At 72.9% G+C, this 20,561-nt stretch carries 16 protein-coding genes and 1 pseudogene; 5 read left to right on the forward strand and 12 right to left on the reverse strand.

Translation table 11 applies throughout. The annotated features are described in order from the left end of the window. Window positions 1-94: 94 nt before the first annotated feature. Both AB0N81_RS06855 and AB0N81_RS06860 read right to left on the reverse strand, forming a co-directional pair. Window positions 95-532: a VOC family protein gene (locus AB0N81_RS06855; protein WP_365356304.1), complete on the reverse strand. Its 438-nt coding sequence runs from the start codon at window positions 530-532 to the stop codon at window positions 95-97. Between the two features lie 59 nt (window positions 533-591). Next, complete coding sequence (locus tag AB0N81_RS06860) at window positions 592-1,104, reverse strand: pyridoxamine 5'-phosphate oxidase family protein (RefSeq protein WP_365356306.1); 513 nt, start codon at window positions 1,102-1,104, stop codon at window positions 592-594. A 118-nt stretch (window positions 1,105-1,222) separates the two neighbouring features. Between AB0N81_RS06860 and AB0N81_RS06865 the strand changes: the two genes are divergently transcribed. Both AB0N81_RS06865 and AB0N81_RS06870 read left to right on the forward strand, forming a co-directional pair. Continuing rightward, window positions 1,223-4,216: a bifunctional [glutamine synthetase] adenylyltransferase/[glutamine synthetase]-adenylyl-L-tyrosine phosphorylase gene (locus AB0N81_RS06865; RefSeq protein ID WP_365356307.1), complete on the forward strand. Its 2,994-nt coding sequence runs from the start codon at window positions 1,223-1,225 to the stop codon at window positions 4,214-4,216. Window positions 4,217-4,336: 120 nt separating this feature from the next. Beyond that, window positions 4,337-4,852: pseudogene (locus AB0N81_RS06870) on the forward strand (DUF4157 domain-containing protein); the annotation flags it as partial. Window positions 4,853-5,608: 756 nt separating this feature from the next. Here AB0N81_RS06870 and AB0N81_RS06875 read toward each other — a convergent pair. Then, complete coding sequence (locus tag AB0N81_RS06875; protein WP_365356309.1) at window positions 5,609-6,223, reverse strand: TetR/AcrR family transcriptional regulator C-terminal domain-containing protein; 615 nt, start codon at window positions 6,221-6,223, stop codon at window positions 5,609-5,611. A 122-nt stretch (window positions 6,224-6,345) separates the two neighbouring features. On the opposite strand from AB0N81_RS06875, the gene AB0N81_RS06880 reads away from it, so the two are divergent. Continuing rightward, entirely contained in the window at window positions 6,346-7,923 is a 1,578-nt protein-coding gene (locus AB0N81_RS06880) for an amidohydrolase (RefSeq protein WP_365356310.1), read from the forward strand. On the opposite strand, the gene AB0N81_RS06885 is transcribed toward AB0N81_RS06880, so the two are convergent. The 3 genes from AB0N81_RS06885 to AB0N81_RS06895 all read right to left on the reverse strand — a co-directional run bounded on the left by AB0N81_RS06885 (window position 7,904) and on the right by AB0N81_RS06895 (window position 11,603). Continuing rightward, the gene (locus tag AB0N81_RS06885; RefSeq protein ID WP_365356312.1) at window positions 7,904-8,773 is read right to left on the reverse strand and encodes a phosphatase PAP2 family protein; all 870 of its coding nucleotides are present in this window, start codon (window positions 8,771-8,773) and stop codon (window positions 7,904-7,906) included. The genes AB0N81_RS06880 and AB0N81_RS06885 overlap by 20 nt on opposite strands. Before the next feature lie 117 nt (window positions 8,774-8,890). After that, complete coding sequence (locus AB0N81_RS06890; protein WP_365356314.1) at window positions 8,891-9,916, reverse strand: LacI family DNA-binding transcriptional regulator; 1,026 nt, start codon at window positions 9,914-9,916, stop codon at window positions 8,891-8,893. Between the two features lie 25 nt (window positions 9,917-9,941). Next, complete coding sequence (locus AB0N81_RS06895; protein WP_365356316.1) at window positions 9,942-11,603, reverse strand: glycoside hydrolase family 13 protein; 1,662 nt, start codon at window positions 11,601-11,603, stop codon at window positions 9,942-9,944. Between the two features lie 309 nt (window positions 11,604-11,912). Here AB0N81_RS06895 and AB0N81_RS06900 point away from each other — a divergent pair, with 309 nt between their 5' ends. Continuing rightward, window positions 11,913-13,571 carry a fused response regulator/phosphatase gene (locus tag AB0N81_RS06900; RefSeq protein ID WP_365356318.1) on the forward strand — a complete coding sequence of 553 codons (1,659 nt, stop codon included), beginning with the start codon at window positions 11,913-11,915 and terminating at the stop codon, window positions 13,569-13,571. Window positions 13,572-13,579: 8 nt separating this feature from the next. Here AB0N81_RS06900 and AB0N81_RS06905 read toward each other — a convergent pair whose 3' ends face one another. Beyond that, window positions 13,580-14,095: an N-acetyltransferase gene (locus AB0N81_RS06905; protein ID WP_365356320.1), complete on the reverse strand. Its 516-nt coding sequence runs from the start codon at window positions 14,093-14,095 to the stop codon at window positions 13,580-13,582. Between the two features lie 50 nt (window positions 14,096-14,145). Between AB0N81_RS06905 and AB0N81_RS06910 the strand changes: the two genes are divergently transcribed. Further along, window positions 14,146-14,505, forward strand: a complete 360-nt coding sequence (locus AB0N81_RS06910) for an isomerase (protein WP_365356321.1) — start codon at window positions 14,146-14,148, stop codon at window positions 14,503-14,505. On the opposite strand, the gene AB0N81_RS06915 is transcribed toward AB0N81_RS06910, so the two are convergent. The 5 genes from AB0N81_RS06915 to AB0N81_RS06935 all read right to left on the reverse strand — a co-directional run bounded on the left by AB0N81_RS06915 (window position 14,481) and on the right by AB0N81_RS06935 (window position 19,813). Next, window positions 14,481-15,218 carry a TetR/AcrR family transcriptional regulator gene (locus AB0N81_RS06915; RefSeq protein ID WP_365356322.1) on the reverse strand — a complete coding sequence of 246 codons (738 nt, stop codon included), beginning with the start codon at window positions 15,216-15,218 and terminating at the stop codon, window positions 14,481-14,483. The two genes, AB0N81_RS06910 and AB0N81_RS06915, sit on opposite strands and share 25 nt — an antisense overlap. A 67-nt stretch (window positions 15,219-15,285) precedes the next feature. Next, a complete protein-coding gene (locus AB0N81_RS06920) occupies window positions 15,286-16,353 on the reverse strand; it encodes a PDR/VanB family oxidoreductase (protein ID WP_365356323.1) in 1,068 nt (355 codons plus the stop codon). A 1-nt stretch (window position 16,354) separates the two neighbouring features. Continuing rightward, window positions 16,355-17,269: a metal-dependent hydrolase gene (locus AB0N81_RS06925; protein WP_365356324.1), complete on the reverse strand. Its 915-nt coding sequence runs from the start codon at window positions 17,267-17,269 to the stop codon at window positions 16,355-16,357. 58 nt (window positions 17,270-17,327) lie between these two features. Continuing rightward, complete coding sequence (locus AB0N81_RS06930; protein ID WP_365356399.1) at window positions 17,328-19,265, reverse strand: hypothetical protein; 1,938 nt, start codon at window positions 19,263-19,265, stop codon at window positions 17,328-17,330. Between the two features lie 47 nt (window positions 19,266-19,312). After that, window positions 19,313-19,813 carry a tetratricopeptide repeat protein gene (locus tag AB0N81_RS06935; protein WP_365356325.1) on the reverse strand — a complete coding sequence of 167 codons (501 nt, stop codon included), beginning with the start codon at window positions 19,811-19,813 and terminating at the stop codon, window positions 19,313-19,315. Window positions 19,814-20,561 lie beyond the last annotated feature (748 nt).

Consider the following 20,561-nt stretch of genomic DNA (forward strand, 5'->3'; position numbering starts at 1 on the left):
CCGGGTGGGGCAGCGGCGAACCGCGGCACCACCCGGACGGCACCACCCGGACGGCCCTGCCCCTGCCCCTGCCCCTCCCCGTCGGCGGCGGCGGTCAGGCCTTCGGCACGATCGCGTCCCGCAGCGAAGTCGTCGCCCGCACCCGGTACTCCTGGATCGCCCAGCCGTTGCCGTCCGGGTCCTTGAAGTACATGAACGTGCCGCCGTCCTGCGGGGCGTGCTGCACCGGCTCGCTGATGTCCAGGCCGCGTGCGACCAGCTCGGCGTGGGCGGTCTTCGCGTCGGCGACGCACAGCTGCAGGCCCTGGTAGGAACCGGCGGCCGGCTTCGGTCCTGCCATCGTCTCCCAGAGCGCGTCACCCGCCAGGGCGATGGAGCAGCCCGAGCCGGGCGGGGTCAGCTGGACGATGCGCATGCCCGGCATGACCTCCGTGTCGATGTCGACGTGGAAGCCCAGCTTGTCGCGGTAGAACTCCATCGACCGGTCGATGTCGGCGACCGGGAGCGGGATCACTTCGAGTGTGTATTCCATGGGCCGCAGTACATCAGGCAGTTGGGGGCCTGTCAGCGTTCCGCGAGGGGTGTCGGCACTCACGCGAACCGCCACCGCGTCTGGCTGAACGGTTCCCCCTTGCCGAAGCCGAAGGCCGTGCGGGGCGCCACCGCGAACACGTACGCGTGGCCGTCTCCGTGGTGGAAACAGCCGTCCCGCACCTCGTAGTGCCAGAAGCTGCCGTACTTGTCCTCCCAGGCCGTCGCCAGGCGCCGCAGCCGCGCCTCGTCGGCGACGCGCACCGCCGTGCCCTCCACGACCAGGTCGTAGCCCTTGTCCCAGAGGTTGACGCCGGTCGTCAGGACCGTCTCCGGGTTGGCCGCCAGATTGCGGGCCTTGCGCTCCTCGGGGCCCGTCGCGAAATGCAGGGCGCCGTCCAGCCACACCGCGGGCAGCGGGGTGACGTGGGGGCGCCCGTCGGGTCGTACCGTCGAGATCCAGAACAGCTCGGCCGCCTCCAGGTGGGTCACGGCCGACGGCCACGGCGTCGCCTCGGCTCCAGGGCTGCTGTACCTGCTGTCCAGTTCCGTACGGGGCTCTTCGCTCGGCATGGTCCCTACCTCCCGGTGCACCGGCGGTGCTCCTTCGAAAGGGCAGACTCCGTGAGTGCGCCGAGTTCATCGGTGAGGCCGTAGGCTCGGGCCGAGGGTGATCGAACGGAGGCTCGGCATGACGGTGCCGCAAGGGCGACGCAGCAGTACGTTCACACGGCTGCTGCGGCACGGTTTCACCGACCCGTCCGCGGCGGAGCGGCTCCTCGACGATCCCGCGCTGAGCGCCGTGCGCTCCGACCCGCTGCTCCTGGACGCGCTCGGCGCCACCGCCGACCCCGACCTCGCGCTGCTGGGCCTCGTCCGGCTGGTGGAGGCGCAGGAGAACGACCTCAGGCGGCGGGAGCTGCTCGACACCCTCGTCACCGCGAAGCCCCTGCGCGACCGCCTCCTCGGCGTGCTCGGCGCCTCCGAGGCCCTCGCCGACCACCTGGCGAGGCACCCCCGCGACTGGCGTGCCCTCGTCACGTACGAATCGGCCGACCTGCACCCCGGCGTGGCGGAGTTCGAACGGGGCCTCGCCGACGCCACCGACCCGGAGTCGCTGCGCGTCGCCTACCGCCGCTGCCTGCTCTCCATCGCCGCCCGCGACGTGTGCGGTACGACGGACATCGCCGAGGCGGCGGCCGAGCTCGCGGACCTGGCGACGGCGACGCTGCGCGCGGCGCTCGCCATGGCCCGCGCGGCGGCGCCCGGTGACGCCTCGCAGTGCCGGCTCGCGGTCATCGCGATGGGCAAGTGCGGCGGCCACGAGCTCAACTACGTGTCCGACGTCGACGTCATCTTCGTCGGCGAGGCCACCGAGGGCGCCGACGAGGACAAGGCGCTGCGCGCCGCGACCCGCCTCGCCTCGCACATGATGCGGATCTGCTCCGAGACGAACGTCGAGGGCACCATCTGGCCCGTCGACGCGAACCTCCGCCCGGAGGGCAGAAACGGTCCTCTGGTGCGTACGCTCTCCAGCCACCTCGCGTACTACCAGCGCTGGGCGAAGACCTGGGAGTTCCAGGCGCTCCTCAAGGCCCGCCCGGTCGCGGGCGACCTCGCGCTCGGCGAGGAGTACGTCGCCACGCTCGCACCGCTCGTCTGGCACGCCGCCGAACGCGAGAACTTCGTGCCCGACGTGCAGAAGATGCGCCGCAGGGTCGTCGAGAACATCCCGGCAGGCGAGGTCGACCGGGAGCTGAAGCTGGGCCCCGGCGGCCTGCGCGACGTCGAGTTCGCCGTACAGATGCTGCAGCTGGTGCACGGCCGCAGCGACCCCTCGATCCGCAGCGGGTCGACGCTGGCGGCACTGCACGCGCTCGGTACGGGCGGCTACGTGGGACGCGTGGACGCCGCCCAGCTCGACGACGCGTACCGGTTCCTGCGCTCCCTCGAACACCGCATCCAGCTCTACAAGCTGCGCCGCACCCACCTCGTGCCGGAGGGCGACGCGGACCTGCGGCGCATCGGCCGCTCCCTGGGGATGCGCACCGAGCCGATCACCGAGCTGAGCCGCGCGTGGAAGCGGCACACCTCCGTGGTGCGCCGCCTGCACGAGAAGCTCTTCTACCGTCCACTCCTCGACGCCGTCGCCCAACTCGCGCCCGGCGAAGCCCGGTTGAGTACGGAGGCGGCCCGCGAGCGCCTCGTCGCGCTCGGCTACGCGGACCCGAGCGCCGCGCTCAGGCACCTGGAGGCGCTGGCGTCCGGCGTGTCCCGCAAGGCGGCCATCCAGCGCACCCTGCTGCCGGTCCTGCTGGGCTGGTTCGCGGACTCCGCCGACCCGGACGCGGGCCTCCTCGGCTTCCGCAAGGTGTCCGACGCGCTGGGCAAGACCCCTTGGTACCTGCGGCTGTTGAGGGACGAGGGCGCGGCGGCCGAGAACCTCACCCGCGTCCTGTCCGCCGGACGCCTCGCCCCCGACCTGCTGCTGCGCGCCCCCGAGGCCGTCGCCCTCCTCGGCGACCAGCGGGGGCTCGAACCGCGCGGCCGCGCCCACCTGGAGCAGGAGATCCTGGCGGCGGTGCGCCGCGCCGACGGCGCCGAGCAGGCCGTGGCGGTGGCGCGCGGCGTGCGCCGCCGCGAGCTGTTCCGCACCGTCGCGGGGGACATCATTCGCTCGTACGGCACGGAGGACAGCCCCGCCGAGGCCGATCCGGGCGCGCTCGCGGACCGGGTGGGCGACGCGGTCTCGGACCTGACGGCCGCCACGATCGCGGGCACGCTGCGCGCGGTCGTCCGCGAGGGCTGGGGCGACACGCTCCCGACCCGCTTCGCGGTCATCGGCATGGGCCGCTTCGGCGGTCACGAGCTGGCCTACGGATCGGACGCGGACGTCCTGTTCGTGCACGAGCCGCGCGAGGGCGCCGACGAGCAGGAGGCGGCGAAGGCCGCGGCCAAGGTCGTCGCCGAGATGAGTCGCCTCCTCCAACTGCCCTCCGCGGACCCGCCGTTGCTCATCGACGCCGATCTGCGCCCGGAGGGCAGGAGTGGCCCGCTGGTGCGCACCCTGAAGTCGTACGAGGCGTACTACCGCCGCTGGTCGCTCGTCTGGGAGTCCCAGGCACTGCTGCGGGCCGAACCGGTCGCGGGCGACGAGGATCTCGGCCGGGCCTTCATCGACCTCGTCGATCCGCTCCGCTATCCGGTGGAGGGGCTCGGCGAGGACGCGGTCCGCGAGATCCGCCGCCTCAAGGCCCGGATGGAGGCGGAGCGGATGCCGCGCGGCGCGGACCCGACCCTGCACGCGAAGCTGGGCCGCGGTGGCCTCTCCGACGTGGAGTGGACCGTCCAGCTCATGCAGCTGGAGCACGGCTGGGCCGAGCCGGGCCTGCGCACGACCCGCACTCGCAGGGCCCTCGCGGCGGCCTGCGCGGCGGAGCTGATCCCGGCGCAGGACGCGGCGGTCCTCGACGAGGCGTGGGTCCTCGCCACCCGCGTGCGCAACGCGGTGATGCTGGTACGCGGCCGCGCGGGCGACACGTTCCCCTCCGACGGCCGTGAACTCGCCGCCGTCGCCCGGTACTTGGGGTACGACACCGGGCACGTGGGTGACATGCTGGACGACTACCGCCGGACCACGCGCAGGGCGCGGGCGGTGGTGGAGGAGCGGTTCTACGGAGCGTAGGGCACGCGCAGGCCGTCCGAGCTGCCCCAACAGCCACGGAAGGCTGCCCTCACGCACCTGGCCCGGCACCGTCCCATGGCGTATCCAGGAAGAGTCAGAGTCCGTCTCCCTGGAGGCCCCATGCGTGCCCGTGAAACCGCCCGACCCGCCGATGGGGAGAGGAGTGGCCGCGCACCGGCCCGTCCCGCCGCGTCGCCGTCGAGCGCGGAGGGCATGACCGCGCAGGAGCTCCGGGCACTGCAGCGCAGCGCGGGCAACGCGGCCGTCGTCCGGGCGGTGCAGCGGTCCGCGGTCCACGACGTGCTCCGCGGTGGCGGACGGCCTCTCGACGCCGGTACCCGTACCGACATGGAGGCCCGCCTCGGCGCGGACTTCTCCGACGTCCGCATCCACGACGACAGTGCCGCGAAGGCCTCCGCGGCCGAGGTCGGCGCCCGCGCCTACACCTCCGGCAACCACGTCGTCATCGGTGACGGCGGGGCGGACCGGCACACGCTCGCCCACGAGCTGACGCACGTCATCCAGCAGCGGCAGGGCCCCGTCGCGGGCACCGACCACGGCAACGGGCTGCGCGTGTCGGACCCGTCCGACCGGTTCGAGCGCGAGGCCGAGGCGAACGCCCACCGGGTCCTCTCGGGACCGGCGCCCGGGGCTCGCGCGGAGGCTGCGGTGGCCCAGCGCGCGACCGCGGGTCCTGAGGCGGCCGCCGTGCAGCGCGCGCCCAGCACCCAGACGGCTCCCCGGGTCGACTGGGACCAGCTCCTGAACATCATCGTCGGCCAGGACCGGTCGCTCGCCGGGTTCCAGTTCGGGCCCGAGTGCCGGAACAACGGCGGCAACAACCTCATCTCCCGGCCCGTGGAGGTGACGGTGAGCGCCGGCGGCACGACGGCACGGCTGGCCGTCCACCTCAACGTGATGCTCACCAGCGGCGGCGAGGTGCGGGACCGCAAGACGGGCGCGTCCACGGCGGCGATCAGGGGTGCGCTCTTCCATCTGACGGCACGTCCGCTGGCCGGTCAGAACCTGATCCACGAGGCGGGCGCGTCCGCCCTCACGGCGTCCGAGTCGATCCACGTGGGGCGCAACAACGCCGACGGCTGGAACAACCGGCCCTCGAACACCCAGATGCTCGCCGACGCCGTCGACGTGCCGCGCCAGGCACTCCTCGACGCGCTGAACTCCAAGTACCCGCCGGGCGGCATCGAGGACCTGATCGAGCGCTTCAAGAGGGACGTCGGCCGCGCCGTGGTCCACGGCCTCGCCCCGGAGGTCGTCCACGTGAACTGGGACGGCGACGAGTCGTTCAAGTAGCGCCGCGCGCCTCGCCAGGGCGCCGAGTCCATCCGTCTCGACTTCACCGTGTGGAACGGCCGTCACTGGCCGGCGTACTCACTCGTCGTACGCCGCCAGCATCGCCCGCGCATGCGCGAGGAACCCCGCGAGCGCCAGCTCGAACGCCTGTTCCGTGCGGCCCCGCGGTGTCGCGCCGAGCGCCCGCGCCAGATGCGGAGTCGCCGTCTCGTCGGCCAGCACCCACAGCGTCTCCGGCGCCGCCAGGTCGAGGGCGGAGCCGAGGACGACGTTCTCCAGGCCCGTGATCACCGACATGACGTCGGGCAGCGCGAAGCCCGCGTCCAGGAGCAGTGCCACCGCCCGCTCGTACTGGTCGAGGACGCGCGGCGCCCGCACCGGTGACGTCGTCAGGAGCGGGATCGACTTCGGGTGGGCCGCGAAGGCCGCGCGGTAGGAGCGGGCCCAGGCCGCGAGCGCCTCGTCCCACACGCCCCCATCCAGCGCCGCCGTCTCGATCGACTCGGCCACCCGCTCGCGCAGCAGCTCGACGATGCCGTCCCTGCCGTCCACATGGTGGTACACCGAGCCCGTCTGCACGCCGAGCCGCCGCGCGATCTGCGGCACGCTGAAGTCGCCCTGCTCGTCGACGAGTTCCATTGCGGTCGTGGTGATGCGCTCCCGGTCGAGGAGGGGTGTGCGCGGCCGTCCCATGATCCCGGTCTCTCTCTGAAAAGTCTTCCCGAACTGCCCTGGGTGAGGCTACATTGCCAAAACCGAAAGCCTTTAGGTTTTCCTGGCCGGATATCTACGCGAACCCATAGGAGCAAAGAACCGTGCCCGCAGCCGACCTCGTCCTCACCGGTGCCCACATCCGCACCCTCGACCCCGACCGCCCCCACGCCACCGCCGCCGCCGTCCGGGACGGAGTGATCGTCGCCGTCGGTGACGACACCGACGTACGGGACGCACTCGGACCCGGCACAGAACGGATCGACCTGGCCGGGGCCACCCTCACGCCCGGCCTCGTCGACTCCCACAGCCACCCGGTGTGGGGGCTCGAGATGGCCACCGGCACCGATCTCTCCGCCGTGCGCGACCTCGACGCGCTGCGGGCGGCCCTGCGCGGCGCCGGGCGGACCGAGGGGTGGGTCATCGCCTGGGGACTCGACCACAACGCCTTCGGCGGGCGTCCCGTGGACCGCGCCCTCATCGAGGACGTGCTCGACGGCTCGCCCGCCTTCATCCGCCTGTACGACGGGCACTCCGCCCTGATCAGCGGTGCCGCACTGCGTGCCGCGGGGATCGAGGGGCCGCGCGAGTTCGCCCAGCGGTCCACCGTGGTGTGCGACGCGGACGGGCGCCCCACCGGCCACCTCGTCGAGCACGCCGCCATGGACCTCGTCCAGCACGTGCTGCCCCGGCCCTCGTACGCCGAGCGCCGGGCCCGCCTCGTCGAGCTGCTGTCCGCCATGGCGGCCACCGGCCTGACCGGCGCCCACGTGATGGACCTCGGCGACGATGTGCCGAGGCTCCTCGCGTCGGCCGAGGAGGACGGTGACCTGCCGCTGCGGCTGCGGCTCGCCCCCTGGTGCATGCCCGGCGTCGGGCAGGAGGGCATCGACGAGATCATCGCTCTCCAGGCCGAGGCGGGGCGGCTGTGGCGGGTCGGCGGCGCCAAGTTCTTCATGGACGGGACCATCGAGGGCGGTACCGCCTGGCTGGAGCACGCGGACTGCCACGGCCAGGGCACCGACGCCTTCTGGCCGGACCCCGCGGCGTACACGGACGCCGTGCGGCGGCTGCACGCGGCCGGGGTGCGGACGGCGACCCACGCCATCGGTGACGCGGCCGTGCGGCATGTGCTCGACACCGTGGCGTCACTGGGCGAAAGCGGTCGTCTCGCGCATCGGATCGAGCACATCGAGACCGTTCCCGACGACACCGTCCCGCGCTTCGCCGAGCTGGGCGTCATCGCGTCGATGCAGCCGCCGCACACCGCGTACACGCGGGCCGACCACAGCGACGAGTGGTCCAAGCGGCTGGGCGGCGCCCGCGCGGCCAGGGCCTGGCGCATCCGGGACCTGCGGGACGCCGGCGCCCACGTCGCCCTGGGCTCCGACTGGCCGGTCGCGCACTATGACGCGCGTGAGGTCCTTGCCACGGCCCGGGTGCCCCGGGGTGCGGCGGGCCCCGGCCAGGGCCTCACGGGGCTCATGGCGCTGGAGGGCTGCACGTCGCACGCCGCGGTCGCCGCGGGCGAGGCGGACAGGGCCGGGCGGATCGCCCCGGGGTTCCGCGCGGATCTCACGGCCTTCGGCCTCGACCCGGTGACGGCGCCCGCGGACGAGGTGGCGCAGGCGCCGGTCCGGCTGACGGTGGCGGGCGGCAACGTCACGTACCGTGACAGCTGAGTCCTTGGGCCGCCACCTCGCGGGGCAGCGCGTACGGCATCGCGCCGTACCAGAGCCGGGCCACCAGGAAGCCGAAGGCCAGGCAGATCATGCCGCCGACCGCGTCCAGCCAGAAGTGGTTGGCGGTGGCCACGATGACGACGAGCGTCGTGACGGGGTAGAGCAGGCCGAGCACCTTCACCCACGGCACCGATGCCAGGGCGAAGATGGTCAGACCGCACCACAGGGACCAGCCGATGTGCATCGACGGCATCGCCGCGTACTGGTTCGACATGTTCTTGAGGTCGCCGGAGGCCATCGAGCCCCACGTCTGGTGGACCACCACGGTGTCGATGAACGTGGTGCCGTTCATCAGCCGCGGCGGCGCCAGCGGGTACAGGTAGTAGCCGAGCAGGGCCACCGCCGTCGTCGCGAAGAGGGTGAGGCGCGTGGCCGCGTACCGCCCCGGATGCCGGCGGAAGAGCCACACCAGGACGCCGAGCGTCACCACGAAATGCAGTGTCGCGTAGTAGTAGTTCATGCCGACGATGAGCCATGTCACCGAGTCCACGGCGTGGTTGACGCTCTTCTCGACGGCGATGCCCAGGTCGTGCTCGACGCGCCAGATCCAGTCGGCGTTGCGCAGTGCCTGCGACTTCTGCTCCGGCACGGCGTTGCGGATCAGGGAGTACGTCCAGTAACTGACCGCGATCAGCAGGATCTCGAACCACAGCCGAGGGCGGCGGGGGGTGCGGAACCGTTGGAGACGACGCAGCGCGTTCCGCCCATTGCGGTCTTTTTCCTCGGCCGCGATGGGTGATGCATCGGGCCTCTGCCGGCCCTCAAGTGTCGTCACGGTCGTCTCACCCATAGGGACAGAGTCTGCCAGATCCCCACCCTTCGACCGATCATCCCCTGGTCGGGTTCGGGCCGCATTCTCTACGCCACAGGAACGACTCCGCTGCCCCGGGGTGACACCGGTGTGCCCCTAGGGGCGCCTGGGGCCTGAGGCTGTTGAACCGCGAACCACCAGTTCGGGCATGAAGACGAATTCGCTGGGCGGCGCGGGCGTGCCGCCCAGCTCCTCCAGGAGCGTGCGGACCGCCGCCTGGCCCATCGCGGGCACCGGCTTGCGCACGGTCGTCAGTGGCGGATCGGTGAACGCGATCAGCGGGGAGTCGTCGAAGCCGACCACCGAGACGTCGTCCGGCACCTCCAGGCCGCGCTGCCGCGCCGCCCGTATCGCACCGAGCGCCATCATGTCGCTCGCGCACACGACGGCCGTGCAGCCGCGGTCCATCAGCGCCGCGGCCGCCGCCTGGCCGCCCTCCAGCGTGTACAGAGAGTGCTGGACGAGATCTGTCCCGATGTCGTCGGGAGCCAGGCCCAGCTGGTCCCGCATCGTGCGTACGAAGCCCTCGATCTTCCGCTGTACGGGCACGAACCGCTTCGGGCCGAGGGCGAGACCGATGCGCGTATGGCCGAGCGAGACGAGGTGGGTGACCGCCAGGCGCATCGCCGCGCGGTCGTCGGGGGAGATGGACGGCGCCTGCACCTTCGGGGAGTGGCCGTCGACCAGCACGAAGGGGACGCCCTGCGCCCGCAGCTGTTCGTAGCGGTTCATGTCGGCGGAGGTGTCCGCGTGCAGGCCCGACACGAAGATGATCCCCGCGACCCCGCGGTCGACCAGCATCTCGGTGAGCTCGTCCTCGGTGGAGCCGCCCGGAGTCTGCGTGGCGAGCACCGGCGTGTACCCCTGCCGGGTCAGGGCCTGCCCGATGACCTGCGCCAGCGCGGGGAATATCGGGTTCTCCAGCTCCGGCGTGATCAGCCCGACGAGGCCCGCGCTGCGCTGCCGCAGGCGTACAGGGCGTTCGTAGCCGAGCACGTCGAGCGCGGCGAGCACGGACTGACGGGTGCCCGCGGCGACGCCCGGCTTGCCGTTGAGCACGCGGCTTACTGTCGCTTCGCTGACCCCCGCCTGGGCTGCGATGTCGGCTAGCCGTGCGGTCACAGGATTGGACTGTACCGGTCGTATCTCAGGCTGCCCACCAGACCGTTGAATCAGCCGGAAGCACGGTCCCCGCGGCGTCCGGCCCGGCGCCGGGCACGACATGCGCGCTCGCCAGGAGCAACGTGCCGGGAGTGGGCACCGTGACGGGCGACGCCGAGAGGTTCGTCGTACACACGAACGAGCCGGCGGAGGTGGTGCGGCGGAAGGCGAGAACGCCCTCGGGCGACGGCACCCACGCGATGTCACGGCCCGCGCCGAGCGCCGGATGGGCGCGGCGCACCGCGAGAGCGCGGCGGTAGAACTCCAGGGTCGACCCCGGGACGCCCGTCTGCGCCGCCACCGACAGGTCCTTCCAGGAGTCCGGCTGCGGCAGCCAGCTCGGGCCGCCCTCGACGGGCCCGAAACCGAACGGCGGCCGCTCACCTGACCACGGCAGCGGCACCCGGCAGCCGTCACGCGTGCCGTCCTGCCCCGAGCCGCGGAAGAACGCCGGGTCCTGGCGCACCTCGTCCGGCAGTTCGGTCACCTCCGGCAGGCCGAGCTCCTCGCCCTGGTAGAGGTACGCGGAACCCGGCAGCGCCAGCATCAGCAGCGTGGCCGCGCGTGCCCGGCGCAGCCCGCGGACCTCGTCGCCGTCGGCGAAGCGCGTGGCGTGGCGTACGACGTCGTGGTTGGAGAGCACCCATGTGGCGGGCGCGTCCACCGCGTTCATCGCGGCGAGGGAGCGGTCGATGACGGCGCGCAGCGCGGCCGCGTCCCAGCCGGTCGTCAGATACTCGAAGTTGAACGCCTGGTGCAGCTCGCCGCGGCGCAGGTACAGGGCGCTGCGCTCGACCGTCGGCGTCCACGCCTCGGCGACGGCGATCCGCTCGGTGCCGTTCCCGGTCCCGTACGCGTCGAGGATTCGTCGCCAGTCGCGGTAGATCTCGTGCACGCCGTCCTGGTCGAAGTAGGGCACGGCCTGCTTGCCGAGCAGCTTGACCTGCTCCGCGTGGCCGATGTCCGGCAGACCCGGCGCCTTGACCAGACCGTGCGCCACGTCGATGCGGAAGCCGTCGACGCCGAGGTCGAGCCAGAAGCGCAGCACGGAGCGGAACTCGTCGTGGACGTCCTGGTTGTCCCAGTTGAAGTCGGGCTGCTCGGCCGCGAAGAGGTGGAGGTACCACTGGCCGTCCTCGACGCGGGTCCAGGCGGGACCGCCGAAGACGGACTCCCAGTCGTTCGGCGGCAGCGCGCCGTCCGCGCCCCGCCCGGCACGGAAGTGGAAACGGTCGCGCGCCGCCGACCCCGGGCCCTCGCGCAGCGCCTCCTGGAACCACTCGTGCCGGTCGGAGCAGTGGTTGGGCACGATGTCGACGATGAAGCGCAGGCCGAGCGCGTGCGTCTCGCGGACGAGGTCGTCGGCGTCGGCGAGGGTGCCGAACACGGGGTCCACCGCGCGGTAGTCCGCCACGTCGTACCCCGCGTCGGCCTGCGGCGACGCGTAGAAGGGGGAGAGCCAGACGGCGTCCACCCCCAGGTCGCGCAGGTACGGCAGGCGGGCCGTGATGCCGGGCAGGTCGCCCATGCCGTCGCCGTTCCCGTCGGCGAAGCTGCGCGGGTAGACCTGGTAGATGACCGCGTCGCGCCACCACTCCCCGGCGGACGGGGAGCCGGTGGTGGGCGCGGCGGTGACGTTCTGGGTCATGTAGTCCCTCGGAAGTACGGGGAGTCACGGCAGGAAGGGGGCGGTCCTGCGCCTGCGGAGCGGCCGGACTCCCCGGGAGAACGTCCGGCGGAACACGAAGGTCACGACCGCCTCCGCCGCCCCGGCGTGTTCCGGCCCCGGGCGGTCGCAGATCCTATCGTCAAGTACACCCTGTCCGAGCAGAGTTCTTGGATCTTCACCGATCCCGGTCGGAGGACCGTCATCATCTCCCGAAGCCCGCGTCTGAGCGCTAACTTGGTCGGGCAGGCCCGAGGGGGGTCTGTCCCACCAGCCCCTGAGGGGCCCCGCGTGAGCGTCAACGGCAAAGCAGGCACCACGGTCCTGGTGGTCGACGACGTCGCCGCCAGCCGGTACGCACTGGGTGCGGTCCTGCGCAGGGACGGCCACCGCGTCGTCCTCGCCGCCAGTGCGAGCGAGGCTCTCATCGAGCTCGACGCGCGCCGGCGCACCGGCGAGCTGCCCGATGTGGCGCTCGTCGACGTCGGCCTGCCCGACATGAGCGGCTTCGAGCTGTGCCGCCGCCTGAAGGAGTCGCCGCCCTTCGCCGCGCTGCCCGTCGTGCACTTCTCGGCCGCCCGGATCGCCCCCGCCGACCGGTGCCGCGGCCTCGACGCGGGCGGCGAGGCCTATCTGACGGTGCCCGCCGAACCGGAGGAGATCCAGGCCGTCGTGCGGGCCGCCGCCCGCGGCGCACGCCACCGCAACGACGCCGAGGCACAGGCCGGACACCTGACCCGGCTCGCCGAGACGATCCTCGACGTGCAGTCGGCCCGCTGCCCGCGCGAACTCGCCGAGGCCGCCGCGGCCGGCGCGGCCCGCCTCACCGGCGGCCCCGCCGTCGCCTTCGTCCTCGGCGACGACGGGGAGGTCCACCGCGGCCTGTCGCGGCGCAGAGCCGCCGCCTCACTGCCCGACGACGGGGCGCACGAGGCGGTGGCCCTCCTCATCGAGCGCGACATGTCGGGCCGGGTCGGCGTGCGCGACCTCGTCGTGCCCTCCCCCCTGTGGCCGGCCGGCTTCTTCCACACCGAGCCGTCCGACGCCACCGCCACCGGGCCCTCCGTCGGCCCCGGCGTCCCCGAGGGCGCCCGGCTCACCATGGCCCGCGCCCGCGAAGGGGCCGCGCCCGTCTGCCTCGCCACACCCGCGTACGACCAAGGGCTCGTGCCCGGCACGGTCAGGTTCGTGGGGCGGCTCGCCCACGCCACCGCGGTCGCCGCCGAGCGGCTGCTGATGTACGAGGTGGAGCGGCACATCGCCCTGACCCTCCAGCGCAGCTTCCTGCCCGCGCACGTGCCCCAGATCCCCGGCACGGAAGTCGTCGTCCGCTACGAACCGGCCTCCCGCGACACGGAGATCGGCGGCGACTTCTACGCCTCGCTCAGCACCGCGCAGGGCCTCCTCACCGGCATCGGCGACGTCGTCGGCCACTCCCTGGACGCCGCCACCGTGATGGTCGAGATCCGGCACGCGCTGCGCGCCTACTGCGTCGAGGACCCCGACCCCACCACACTCGCCCGGCGCCTCGACAACATGCTGCAGCGCTACCACCCCGAGGTGACCGCCACCCTCTGCCTGGCCCTCACCGACCCGGCCACCGGGCACACACGCGTCGCCAACGCAGGGCACATTCCGCCCCTCGTCGTCGCCGACGACGGCACCGCCGACTACCTCCGGGCGCGAGGCCCGCTGCTCGGCCTCGGCCTGAACAGACCGCCGGCCACCGAGACGGTCCTGCGCCCCAGCGACCGGCTCCTGTTGGTCACCGACGGACTCATCGAGACCCGCGGCACCGACCTGGCCGTCTCCATGGAACAGCTGCGCGTGGTCGCGGCCCAGGCACCCCTCGGCGTCTCGGCGCTCTGCGACACCCTGCTCGCCTGCCTGGGCCACGGCCGCGACGACGACATCGCCCTGCTCGCCATGAGGCTGCGGGCGGACGGCTGACGTCGGGCTCAGCCGAGCGGCCGCTCCATCAGCAGGACGCCGTACGGGCTGCCGTCGGCGGCGGGCTTGTCCGCGAGCTCTCCGACCGCCGCGTAACCGGCCTCTTCGTAGTACGTGCGCAGCCGCGGATTGGACACCACGACGTCCAGGCGGCTCAGTTCGCGGCCCGCCCCCGCGATGCGCCGCTCCGCGTCCCGCAGCAGCGCCCGGCCCGTCCCCGCGGGCGCGCCGCGGCGCGTCATCAGCCGGTGCACATACCCGGCGACCGGCGGCTGGACGCCCCACGCCTGCTCGTCGGACCACCACAGCTCGTACGCCCCGAGAGCCCCGGACCCGTCGTGCGCGAGCCACACCTCCTCGGAGCGGGACTCGATCAGCCGGCGGAAGTGCCGCTCGTCCTTGGCACCCGGCTTCCACTGGTCGATGCCGTGGTCCAGCATCCAGCGGGCCGCCCCTTCGTAGAGGCCGACCAGCGTGGCTATGTCGTCCATGTCCGCACTGCGGAAGGTCAGTTGCGCCGTCATGTCGATCACCGTAAAGGTGGGGACGACATCGGACGAACAAGGGGTGGCCCATGCCGCAGATCACCGTCGACTACTCCGGACAGCTCGCGGAGGGCTTCGACCGCGGCGGATTCGCCCGCGCCCTGCACCCGCTGCTCGTCGACGTCGCGGGCGCCTCGTCGGACACCTGCAAGACCCGGTTCGTACGGACCGAGGAGTGCGTCGTGGGCGACGGCACGGGCAGCGACGGCATCGTCCACGTCATGATCGGACTGCTCCCCGGCCGCTCCGACGAGACCAAGGCACGGGTGACGGAAGGCGCGCTGGATCTCGTACGGCAGTACGTGAAGCCCGCCGACGGTCTGCGGCTGCACGCCTCGGCCGAGATCCGGGACCTGGACGCCTCCTACCGCAAGTCGGCGGAGGCCTGAGGCGTCAGTGCGAACAGCCGGCCGATGAGCTCGGCGAACGGTCCGTCGGCCGGCTCCGCGACGAGGATGCGGCGCAGCAGCTCCGCCATCTCCTCGTCGTAGGCGGCGCTCACCGCGGTCAGCGCCGCGAAGTCGTGCACCAGCTGCAACTCCAGCTCCGCGCGCGGAATGCGCCGCCCGTCCAGCCAGATCAGCGCCGTCGACTCGGCGAGCGATATCCAGGACCGCACGACGAGTTCGAGGCGCGCGGGCGGGTCGGTGACCCCCAGATGCGCGAGGATCTGGTCGTACGCCGCCTGCCGCACCGAGTCGATCAGCGCGTTCGTCGCCGAGGCCGTCTCCCGCGAGAGGGCGCCGCCCGCCGAGACCGCGGGACCGCCCCGCATCAGTGCGGAGAAACCGGGGCCGTGCTCGTCGACGAAGGAGAGGTAGCGCCCCATCACCCGCAGCAGCCGCGCCCCGAGCGGCCCTTCGCGCGGCTCCACGAACCGCCCGGCCAGATCCTCCGCCGCCCGGCGCAACGCCGCCTCGTACAGGCTGAGTTTGCCGGGGAAGTAGTGGTAGACCAGCGGGCGCGAGATGCCCGCGGCCGCTGCTATCTCGTCGATGGAGACGTCGTCGGGCGAGCGGTGGCTGAACAGTTCGAGCGCGACCCCGATCAACTGCTGCCGCCGCTCCTCGACACCCATCCTGCGGCGCACCCCGGTTGTCATGCGAACACCTTACCGAGCAGAACCGGCCTCTCCACCGGCCGGTCCGCGTCCGTCCGGGGCGCGCGTCTCACATATCCAGGACGATCCGCTCGCCGCGCGCCCGTGAGACGCAGATGAGCATGGAGCCGGCCCGCTCGCCGTCCGTGAGCAGCTCGTCGCGGTGGTCGATCTCCCCTTCCACGACGCGCTGTTGGCACGTTCCGCAGAAGCCCTGCTCGCAGCTGTACGCGATGTCGGGCAGCTCGGCGCGGACCGCGGCGAGCACCGTGGTGTCGGCTGCGACCGCCACCGTGCGTCCGCTGCGCCGCAGTTCGACCTCGAACGCGGTGTCGCCGTCGGTCCCGGTGCGTGGCGTGAACCGTTCCAGGTGCAGGGAGCACCCGTCCGGCAGGGCGGTGCCGACGGCGTCCATCAGGGCCTCGGGGCCGCATACGTGGACGGCGGCGCCGCGCGGGGTTCCGTCGAGGAAGGCGGCCAGGTCCGGCAGCCCGTCCTCGTCCTGTGCGACGACGGTGACCCGCCCGCGCTCCGGGCCGCCGAGCTTCTCGACCTCTTCGAGGAACGGCATCGAGGCACGCGAACGCCCCCCGTACAGCAGCCGCCACGGGGCCCCGGACGCCTCGACGGCCCGCAGCATCGGCAGGACCGGCGTGATCCCGATGCCGCCCGCCACGAACACGTACGACGCCGCGTCGGCGAGCGGGAAACGGTTGCGCGGCCCGCGCACCTCGACCTCGGCGCCCTCACGCAGCCCGTGCACCTCACGCGAGCCGCCCCGGCCGCCCTGCTCGGCCGTGATCAGCCGGGTCGCGACGGTGTACGAGGAGGAGTCCTCGGGGTCGCCGCAGAGCGAGTACTGCCGCACGAGCCCCGACGGCAGCACGACATCGAGGTGGGCACCCGGCTCCCAAGGCGGCAAGTCCCCACCCTCCAGCCGCAGTTGTACGACACCGTCGGCGACCGTCTCGTGCCGCGCGACGCGCAGCCGCAGCGCCCGGGAGCGCGGCCGCCCGGAGACCGGCTCCTCCAGGGCGGGCAGCGGCCACAGCGGGGAGGCCTCGATGCGGCGCCGCACGGCCCGCCTGGAGAGCAGGGCGACGCCCGCGACGAGCGCGACGGTGCGGATGCGGGGCATGTCAGACGGTCCCCTTCTCGGCGGCGAGAGCGGCGCGGGCGGCGGGCGATGAGGCGAGATAGGCGACGGCCTGCTCCGTGCTGCCCTCCTGCGAGGGGTGGTAGCTCCGGCTCAGATAGCGGGGGATGGAGCGGATCATGGCGCCGGTGGAGGGAAGCGTCCCGGCGCGCCCGCTCCGGTGCAGGTCCTTGAAGCTCGCCCTGCCGTCGACGAGCGTCGGGTCGTTCTCCATGAAGAACCGCGCCCCGCGCTGCCAGAGGAACACCAGGGCGCTGAACGCGGTCGCCCACGTCCTGACCCGCCGCCGGTAGCCGCCGTCCACGTGCATGAACAGCTCGAAGGCGACGGAGCGGTGCTCGACCTCCTCCGCGCCGTGCCAGCGCAGCAGGTCCAGCATCGTCGGATCGGCGCCCCTGCGGTCCAGCTCCTCGGCGTTGAGCACCCAGTCGCCGAGGAACGCGGTGTAGTGCTCGATGGCCGCGATGATCGCCACACGCTCCATCAGCCACCACCGGCGCGCCTTGCCCGGCGGCAGGGTCCGGTCGCCGAGCAGCTTCTCGAAGAGCCAGTCGACCTGCGCGGTGTACGGCGTCGGGTCGAGCCCCTGCTCCTTCAGATGTGGCAGGACCTCGTCGTGGGCCTGCGAGTGCATGGCCTCCTGACCGATGAACCCGATGACGTCCGCGCGGAGCCGCTCGTCGCGGATGAGCGGCAGGACCTGCTTGTAGACGTGCACGAACCAGCGCTCACCGGCGGGCAGCAGCAGATGCAGCACGTTGATGGTGTGCGTGGTGAACGGGTCGTTCGGCAGCCAGTGGAGCGGGGTGTTCTCCCAGGAGAAGGAGACGTTGCGTGCCTTGAGCGGTATGTGCTCGGACGCGACGGGCTCGGGCGCCCGGCTCTGCGTATTAGACATGGCGTCAATGTACTGATGGGTAGTTCGGCGGTACAGGGGTGTGCGGAGGGAACTTCGCTCAGCGGAGCGTCGTCACCTTCCTGCCGTCGGCCAGCACACCGCTGAGCCGCGCCTGCGCGGACCGCTGCGTCCTGGTGGCCAGGACGTTCCCGGCCACGCGCGTGCCGCCCGACGCGGTGATCGAGGTGACGTTCTTGCTGCCCGCGCCGAGGAGGTACCAGCTCCCGGCCCGGGACTTCCACAGGACGCCCGCGAGCACGTGCGGACTGCGGGTGCCGCAGGCGGGGGAGTCCCCGGCCTGCGCGGCGACGGCGCCCGCGGGCCCGTCGGCGGTCCGGAACTCGGCGAGGACCCGGCTGCCGAAGCCGCGCCAGGTCTCGGCACGGGTGCAGGCCCAGTCCGCGACGCCGTTGCCCTCGGGCAGTGCCTGACGGGCGTACGTCCACGAGTTCACGGACCGCACGCCGTGCGAGCGCACCGACGCGAGGGAACACGCGGACTTCGACCAGTCGGCGGGCGTCGCCTCGCGCGGGGCCTGCGGGCGGCCCGCGGTCAGATGGGCGGGAACCAGCTCGCCGAGGTCGGTCGACATGCGGACCGCGCCGGTGTGGTCGCGCAGCCGCAGCGCGTTCCACGACGTGCACTGGCCGGCGGCCTGCGCGGGCCCGGCGAAGGGGGCGGTGACACCGTCCTTGGACCGGCGCAGCGCGACGGCCTTCACGGCGGGCTTCAGCAGATCCTGCACCGAGGCGGCGCCCACCCAAGGAGCGGTCAGGTAGCGGATGTTCCCGTCGGCGCGATCGACGACGACGGCGTTCGCCTCGGTGCCGGTCGCGCCGTCCACGCGTGCGAAGTCGAGCGCCGCGCCGCTCGTGCCCTCCCGGGGCTCCGCGTACCGCACGATGCGCAGTCCGTCGTAGAGCAGCACCACGCGCGCGGAGTCGACGTCACCGGCGAAGAGCAGCTGGGCGGGTCCCGGCGGCGCCCCGGCCGCGGTGCCCGGCGTCGCCGAGACCTGCACGGACTCGCCGGGCCTGGCCCAGACGGCGAGGGCGCGGCGGAGCAGTTCCTTGTCGCCGGTGAGGTTGCCGCGGGCGGGCCACACCGAGAAGTCGGTACGGGCGGAACGTTTCCACGCCGCCGCGGGCGCCGCCCTCAACTGGGCCGGATCGAGCGCGGCCTGCCCGGCAGGGTTCTTCGCGTAGGGCGGGGCGGCGGCACCGTCCGGCCCCCAGCCGTCACCGGGCATCCCGAGCAGGGCCCCGCACACCAGCGCGGCGGCGACCGCGACACCCGCGGCCTTCATGTGCTGCCTGCGCCGCATCAGGTCCGTCGGCCTGGCCTGCAGCGTGCAGGGGTCGAACTCGGGCGACGCCAGCAGCTCGTACCGTGCCTCGACCTCGTCGGCCTCGTCGAGGGCGTCGTCCGGGTCGTCACAGCCCACGGCGGCGAGAACGGCACACACGTCGACGTCGTCGAGCCCTTCGAGACCCCGCAGCACATAGGCGACACGAGCGGCACCGGAGAGCCCGGACAGCAACTGGTCAAGGGCGAGTTCCTCGGCGCCCCCCGAACGCGGGAAGAGCCGCAGCCCCCGTACCTGAGGCAGCAGCGGCGGCAACTGGGCCCGCTTCGGCCAGGAGCTCCACCGCAGGGGAAGCCCCGCATCAAGGGCACTGCGCACTACTTGGAGCCGCACGCACGCATAAGCCGGATCACCGTACGGCTCACCGCCCCCACCAGTCCGCTGCGTAGGGACGACGACCGCCTCACCCGTCTTCCGGTTGCGCGGCAGGGCGCGCTGGGTGAGGGAGTGGGCGGTCAGGACCCGGCGGTTGCGGCCGAGACTCGGCGGCAGCACGAGATAGGCGAGCCGCACGAGCCGCGGGTAGTGCTCGACGAGGGCGGCCTCGGCCTGCTCCACGTCGACGACGGGGGCGTGGCCGCTGGACTTCGCGGACTTCGGGGACTTCGGGGACTTCGACGGAGACTGCACATTCGACGACACGTTCAGCAAAACGAGCGAATCCTCGGTTGGTCACCTCATGACCGGTCGTCCGCCACGAGCGCACGGGCGTAATTCGCCATCGACCGCTGGTAGCGCGGCAGATGGGGCGCGAGCGCCTCCAGCACGAGGGCGAGGCCCTCGCGCTCGCGGCCGAGATCCGCGAGACACAGGGCGAGACAGGCACGCACGGCATCGTCCAACTCATCGCTTTGCGCACTGAGTTCCCTGGTCAGCAGCGCGACGCCCTCGTCGGCCCGCCCCACATTCCGCAACGAACTGGCCAGCTGCACGGCCGTACGCCGCCTGCGATGTCCGTCGAGGCCGCGCTCCAGGGCTTCCTGGTAGAGCGGTACGGCGCGGTCGGAGTGGCCGGTGGAGTCGAAGGCGCAGCCGCGCTCGAAGAGGCCGACGGGGTGCCCCGGAGGCAACTCCTCAACGAGCGCATCAATCACCCCCCGAAACAGCCCCTCTTCCACCTCCCCGCCCTCAAACGCCCTCCAAGCCCCCAGAACCCGCCGCTCCCACACCTCATCCATCCCCCCACCCTGACACCCACCCCACCCCTAGTCACACTCTTTTCCACTCGAGACCCGGGCGGCGGCCCCTCAATCAACCCCGCCGCTCCGCGGCGGATTTTCCCCACCCACCCACCCGTTTGCCCGCAACGCCCGGCGGGAGCAGGAGCGGGTCGGACGGCGCCCGACCCACGACGCGGCTGCCGGCCAGGAGCGGGTGGGCGGGCGGGCGGAAAGGATGTCTGAGCCGACGCCGGGCCGCGGCCGTGAACTGGCTGCCCGACCGGCCCCCGAGGGACGCGGAGGCTTGGGGCCCGGGCAGCCCCACCGGCCGCAGCCGCGCAACCGTCCCGAGCCCCTCGCCCGCACCCGGCGACGTCCTGCGGGGGGCTGGACGTCGTTCCCACCCTCCCGCCGGGGGGTGGGTGGGAGATTCCCCGCGACGTCCCGCCGGGGGGAATGATGGGGTGTTCCCTGCGACGTCCCGCCGGGGGCTGGGTGGGGTGCCCCCCGTACGTCCCGCCGGAGGGCTGGGCGGGAGCCGCCCGCGACGACCCGCCGGGGTAGGGGCACCAAGCCCGCCGCTTCGCGGCGGATGTATCCCACCCGCCCACCCGTTTGCCCCGCGACGCAGCTGCCGCGTAGGAGCAGGGGGCGGCCGTCACCGGCCAACAGCCGCGCAACCGGCCCGAGGGCCGTGGAGACCGGGCGCAGAAGCGCCCACCGGGCCGCAGCCGCAAGCGCTCCCGAGGGGACGTGGGGGTATGTG

Source organism: Streptomyces sp. NPDC093510 (assembly GCF_040683555.1).
Taxonomy (GTDB): domain Bacteria; phylum Actinomycetota; class Actinomycetes; order Streptomycetales; family Streptomycetaceae; genus Streptomyces.